This is a genomic window from Ruegeria sp. YKSD179, from assembly GCF_059612885.1.
The window spans coordinates 63,105-69,274 of the sequence record NZ_JBXWRL010000024.1 but is presented as its reverse complement, the minus strand read 5'-3'; the positions used below and the strand labels follow the sequence as shown (position 1 = coordinate 69,274).

The window sequence follows — 6,170 nt, the reverse complement described above, 5'->3', positions numbered from 1 at the left end:
AAAGCCCCAGTCTCCGAAAGTCGGATGGCCCCGCTAAACCCCTTTGAAACAAAAAGAAAAAAGGCCCCGCTAGGGACCTCATCTCGGGTTCGCAATGTGTAAGTGGCGGAGACGAAGGGATTCGAACCCTCGAGACGGTTTCCCGCCTACTCCCTTAGCAGGGGAGCGCCTTCGACCACTCGGCCACGTCTCCGCTGGCGGGTATATCCTTGCCAGTCATGCAGATACAAGACGATTTTCTTGGGTGGCTTGATTTTTCTGAGATGCACAAGCGTTTTTGCCGGATTAGAAATCCTGTGCGCTAAATGTTGTGAGGAAAAGTCTCGTGATTTTCCGACTGTGGCGCGGCTTTTTGAACGGTGAAAAGTTACTTCTTCAGGTGAAAATCTCCGTACACTTGCCAAAAGTCCCAGTTTCAGTGAATAATTGCTAAGTTTTAGTGCTGTTAATAGACATAGTTTTATCGGCAAATTGAGGAGCAAGACCGGGCAGAGGGTGTTTTAGACCCTAGCGGGAACCTTTTGGGGGAAGGGGACTTGGTTTTGGCCTGGTATAGAGTTTTTGTTTTTGTTTTTGTTCTTTTGGCGCTGCCGGCGTCAGTTTCGGCCGCAATAGGAAAGGTTCTGAGCGTCCAGCAAGGTGCTGAAGTAATTCGTTCGGGAAAGACCATCACATTGCGCGAAGGCATGGAAGTTGTCTCGGGTGACACAATCGCCACAAACCGGTCTGGTGTTGTTCAGTTGATATTCGCGGATGAGACCAAAATTGCCGTCGGACCGAATGCGCGCATGGTTCTGGATGTGACTATGTTGCGGAGCAACCGAAAGGCAAAGAGTTTCGCGGTGCAGGCCTTAGGTGGGAGTTTTAGGTTTATCTCAGGAAAGAGCCGAAAAAGAGCTTATTCTGTAGAGACGCCTCAGGCCACGATGGCGGTGCGTGGAACGACATTCGATATGTGGATTGTACCAGGAACTCAAAGCGCCATGCTTGTTCTGGAAGGCACAGTGCGTATGTGCGGTCGACGGGGTTCTTGCCGCTCAACCGGGCGCCAGTGCAGCCTTTTTGCGACCACCCAGAATGGAAGTGTGGGTCGTCCGGCTGATCCTGACCAATACGATTTGGCCCTGAAGAACGGGTTTCCTTTTGTTCAATCCCAAATAAGCCTGCTGACACCTCTGCAGGTCGATGTTGGTGGATGTTCTGGGGAATCTGCACCTCTGCCGGTTCAAAAATCTGACGCCCCAGAACCGCGACCCGAACGCCCACAAAGAGCCGCTTTCCGGGCCGAGGTGTCATCTGATCCACCAAGTGAAGCCCCTGCTCCTGAACCTGCTTCTCCTGAGCCTCGAGCCCCAGAACCTCCTGCCCCAGAACCGCCGGCTTCCGAACCGCCCGCGTCTGAACCTCCGGCACCCGAGCCCGAGGCAGCGAGAAATCGGTCGGGCCATCAGGACGGTTCTAATCCAGCGGGGCAAACCGGCAACTCCGGCGGCTATGACAACCCTGGAAAGGGGAAGGGTCCCGGGCATGGGAAGGGTAAAGGTAAAAAGGGCAGCACCTGAACGCTGATGCCACCTGCCACAATCGGAGGCTGAAGTGACCGTTAAGTCCAAAGAAAAAACAAGCCGCAGACGCGCATTTCGTCTGGTCGGTCTGGGATTGATCGTGCTGGGTTGCTTCATTCGAGTTTTGGATCCCTATCCGGTACGAATGACGCGATTGATATACTTCGATATTTTGCAACGCATTTCGCCGCGAGAGTATAACCCTGATCTCCCTGTTCGGGTCTTGGATATTGACGAACAGTCACTTGCAAATTGGGGGCAGTGGCCTTGGCCGCGAACCTTATTGGCACAGATGGTCCAGAACCTTGGAGAAAACGGTGCGGCGGCAATTGCCTTTGATATGCTGTTTGTCGAGCCTGACAGGTATTCTCCTGCCCGGTTGCTTAATGACCCGGCGCTTGATGGAGTTTTAACGGTAGAACGCCATGCGCAGAAAGTTGACTATGATGTTCTGTTTGGGCTTGAGGTTGCCCACTGGCCAGTCGTGATGGGCACCGCTGCAAGGCATGCCAGCGAAGGAAGCCGAATGACTGCAAAGGCGGGCATAATAGAGATCGGCGAAAGTCCGACATCAGGACTGATTTCTGTACCTCACTGGACCCCAATTGCCCCCCCGCTGGGCCGTAGCGCGGCCGGGATTGGGGGTGTGAATGTGTCACCGTTAGGAGGAACAGGGGTTATCAGAAGCGTTCCTGTGCTGTGGGGTGGGCCAGAAGGGGCGCTGCCAAGTTTGGGCATCGAAGCACTGAGAATTGCATTGGATGCGCCGTACATTTTGGTCGAAGGCTCATCTGACGAGGCTGGTATCGTGCTTGCGGTTGAGATTGGCGACTTTCGGCTGCCTACAACAGAGAACGGCGAGGTTTGGGTTAGGTACAGGCGGGACCAGCCTGATCTGTATCTGTCAGCGGATGCCATTATGCAGAACCCGAACGACCCTGATTTGCGCTCAGAAATCGAAGGTCGGATTATTTTGGTGGGTACATCTGCGGCTGGGCTGTTTGACATGCACCAAACATCGCTTGGCGAGTCCGTGCCGGGGGTTTCGATTCATGCCCAAATCCTCGAGCAGATCCTGACCGGAGAGATGCTAAGCAGATCAGATGTTACTGCCGCTTTGGAGTTACTGTCATTCGTATTGTTGGGTCTTATAGTAATCGCTGTGATGTCAAGTTTTGGAGCAGTTACATCATTTGTCGCGGGGGGAGTGGCGGCTGCTGTGGTTCTTGGAACCAGCTGGCTGGCATTTCAAAATCAGCTCGTTTTATTCGATGTGACATTCCCATTGATGGGTGGGATGGCCAATTTTGGGTTGTTGGCAGGGTACCTTTTCATCTCGACCGAGCGAGAAAAGCGCGAGATTCGACAGGTTTTTTCTCATTACGTTGCACCTGAAATTTTAGACGAGATGGAGCTGTCGGGCCACCGGCTGCAACTGGGTGGTGAGACCCAAGAAATTACTGTGATGTTCAGCGATATCCGCGGTTTCACACCATTGTCCGAGTCCGTGTCGGCCACGGATCTTGTCACTTTGCTGAACGAGCTGTTTTCGCAATTGGGCGATCAGATTCTGCATGAGCGTGGAACAATTGATAAATTCATCGGTGACGCGGTCATGGCTTTCTGGAACGCACCGCTGCCGGTTGAAGATCATCCATGTCGGGCGGCGCATGCAGCGCTGCGGATGCGGGCTGCGCTGACAGAATTCAACGAGTCAGAGGCGATGCGCGACAGACAACCGATTGCACTTGCGACCGGGTGCGCGACTGGCTGGGCTTGCGTGGGGAATATTGGGTCGCGAAGCCGATTCAACTATACCGTTATCGGTGATGTTGTGAATGTGGCTGCCCGTATCGAGCAGAATTGCCGACACGTGGATTATGACATCTTGGTTTCGGCATCGGTGAACAACGCTGCGCGTTTCGATCTCGCCATGCTGGAAGCAGGGTTTGTCGATCTAAAAGGAAAAAGCGACCCTGAACCCGTTTTCGTTTTGGTTGGTGACAAATCTCTTGCAGAAACCGAAGGATTCCAAACCCTGCAAACTGCACATGAGCATTTGATTGCGGCTATTCGAGACCGAAACGCGCAGGATGAAGTTTCTGAGCTTTGCGCGGAGTGCACCGCGTTGTCCGAAATTGTCGAACCTGGTTTAAAGAGGTTCTACCGGGCCTTACCCGGCCGGATGGCAGATTTCCGTTCAGATGCACAGACGACACGCGTTGAATTCAGCCATCGCGGCACCCTACGCAAAGTGGCGGGTATACGCGCAACGTCCTGATTAATAAAAAGCAAACGGGTCACTGCATTTATGATGCAGTGACCCGTTTCATTCGGTCAGATGGATCGGTCTCGCCCCCTCGAATACCATCTAAAACAAAACCGAGTAAAAAATTCGATGTATTCGAGACTGATCTGACACCTTGCCGGAACACCTTATTAATGTATCACAATACCAGTGCTGGCAGTGAAGCAGTTCACATTGACTTAGATTATTCGCGCTCGAACCAGTCAAAAAATCCGGCGCCGGCTCTTTTCTTCAACCATTGGGCAAGTTCCAGCCCCAGATCGGCGGCGTCTTCCGTGGGCCCCGTAACAGAATCGGCGATCACCTCAGACCCGTCTGGGCGCAAAACCTCGCCACGCAGGTAAATCTGGCCATTGTCCAGTTCTGCCAGCCCCGCAATTGGCGTCTCGCAGGATCCATCCAGCCCGGCCAACAGGTTGCGTTCGGCCAAAAGACGCGCTGCTGTCTGAGGGCAGTGAATCGACTGAAGCATTTCTGCAGAGCGAAAATCGTCCTGACGCCGTTCGATTCCGATAGCCCCTTGAGCGATGGCAGGCAGCATTTCGTCAGTAGAAATTGCCGTTGCCGGAATCTCCTCCATCTTAAGGCGACGTAGTCCGGCCATCGCAAGGAATGTGCAATCCGCTACGCCTTCCGCCAACTTCTTCAATCGCGTTTGAACATTTCCTCGAAACTCGACCACCCGCAGGTCTGGCCGGCGGTGCAATATCTGCGCGCGCCGCCGCAGTGAAGACGTGCCAACCACTGCGCCTTCGGGCAAAGAGCCAATCTCACCCAATCGCGGTGAGATGAATGCATCGCGCACATCTTCGCGTGGAAGATAAGTGTCCAGCAGCAACCCCGTTGGCTGTGCAACTGGCATGTCCTTTGTCGAGTGTACTGCAATGTCTATGTCACCGCACAGCATCGCCTCTTCGATTTCTTTGGTGAATAGACCCTTGTTCCCGATCTCTTTCAATGGGCGGTCTGCGTCGATCATCGCGCGATTGTCGCCCGTCGTTTTAATTACCACGATTTCAAAGGCATCAGCGGGCAATTCAAAGGCATCTTTCAGCCGCTGACGTGTCTCATAAGCTTGCGCCAGGGCCAACGGCGATCCGCGCGTTCCGATTTTAAGGGGCGATGCCGGTGATGGGAGAGTCAGGTTCATGAGTCCAGCTTTAGTCGCGTCACATTGCCCTGACAATGGGGGCAGCGCTTGACAAATTGACGCCGAAGGCGGACCCGTTGCGGCAAGTAGGAGGAATGGGGGCATGCATGGCCGAGAAAAAGAAATTGCTGCGGGCGTTGGCGGGCAAGGTTCAGGATGTGCCTCCCATTTGGATGATGCGTCAAGCGGGCAGGTATCTGCCTGAATACCGAGCCACACGCGCCCAAGCGGGAGATTTCCTATCGCTGTGTTACAATCCGGAACTGGCGGCCGAGGTGACATTACAACCTATCCGACGTTACGGGTTCGATGCAGCGATACTGTTCGCTGATATCCTTTTGGTGCCGCAGGCGCTGGGTGCTGACCTTTGGTTCGTTGCGGGCGAAGGACCGCGCTTGTCCACAATCTCACGGCAGGCAGAATTTGATTTACTCAATCCTGCAAGCGAAATTCACGATACCCTTTCACCAATCTACGAAACGGTTCGCATCCTTACGCGCGAACTTCCCCCGGAGACAACGCTGATAGGGTTCGCTGGCGCGCCTTGGACGGTCGCGACATACATGATTGCCGGACGCGGTACACCTGATCAAGGTCCTGCCCATGCACTGAGGCAGGAAAACACGGCTCTTTTTGAGGCTTTACTCGACCGGATCACCTTTGCCACCATCGAATATTTGTCAGCGCAGATCGACGCTGGCGTGGAAGTCGTTAAGATATTCGATAGCTGGGCTGGGTCTCTCAAAGGGGAAGCATTTCGGAAATATTCGGTCGAGCCTTGTCGGATCATTACAAAAGCTATCAAAGAACGCTACCCGGGAATTCCCGTGATTGGATTTCCTCGCGAGGCGGGTGAGGGCTATGTGGGTTTTGCGCAAGCCACCGGTGTTGATTGCGTCGCCTTGGATAATTCCGTGTCGCCTGTTTGGGCCGCGAAACATGTTCAAGTAGACGGATGCGTTCAAGGAAATCTAGCTTCGTCACACATGGTCACGGGTGGGCAGGCACTGGTCAATGAAACCCGCGCGATTGTCGAAGCTTTTTCCAATGGGCCGCATATTTTTAATCTCGGCCATGGGATTACGCCGGATGCCGACCCTGATAACGTGCAGCTGATGATCGACACGGTACGCGGCAGGTAAACCCG

Annotated in this window: 4 protein-coding genes and 1 tRNA gene; 3 read left to right on the top strand and 2 right to left on the bottom strand. The window is 53.9% G+C overall.

Annotation, left to right across the window (positions count from 1 at the left end):
- Window positions 1-103: 103 nt before the first annotated feature.
- A tRNA-Ser gene (locus AC2FNE_RS13450) sits at window positions 104-193 on the bottom strand.
- A gap of 349 nt (window positions 194-542) precedes the next feature.
- On the opposite strand from AC2FNE_RS13450, the gene AC2FNE_RS13445 reads away from it, so the two are divergent.
- Both AC2FNE_RS13445 and AC2FNE_RS13440 read left to right on the top strand, forming a co-directional pair.
- On the top strand, window positions 543-1,562 hold the full coding sequence (locus AC2FNE_RS13445) for a FecR family protein (RefSeq protein WP_254444598.1): 1,020 nt from the start codon (window positions 543-545) through the stop codon (window positions 1,560-1,562).
- A gap of 34 nt (window positions 1,563-1,596) precedes the next feature.
- Entirely contained in the window at window positions 1,597-3,846 is a 2,250-nt protein-coding gene (locus AC2FNE_RS13440) for a CHASE2 domain-containing protein (protein WP_496805561.1), read from the top strand.
- Between the two features lie 211 nt (window positions 3,847-4,057).
- Here AC2FNE_RS13440 and hemC read toward each other — a convergent pair whose 3' ends face one another.
- Window positions 4,058-5,023: a hydroxymethylbilane synthase gene (gene hemC / locus AC2FNE_RS13435; RefSeq protein WP_170605858.1), complete on the bottom strand. Its 966-nt coding sequence runs from the start codon at window positions 5,021-5,023 to the stop codon at window positions 4,058-4,060.
- Window positions 5,024-5,130: 107 nt separating this feature from the next.
- Between hemC and hemE the strand changes: the two genes are divergently transcribed.
- Window positions 5,131-6,165, top strand: coding sequence for a uroporphyrinogen decarboxylase (gene hemE, locus AC2FNE_RS13430; RefSeq protein ID WP_170474693.1), 1,035 nt, complete (start codon window positions 5,131-5,133; stop codon window positions 6,163-6,165).
- The last annotated feature ends 5 nt before the right edge of the window (window positions 6,166-6,170 follow it).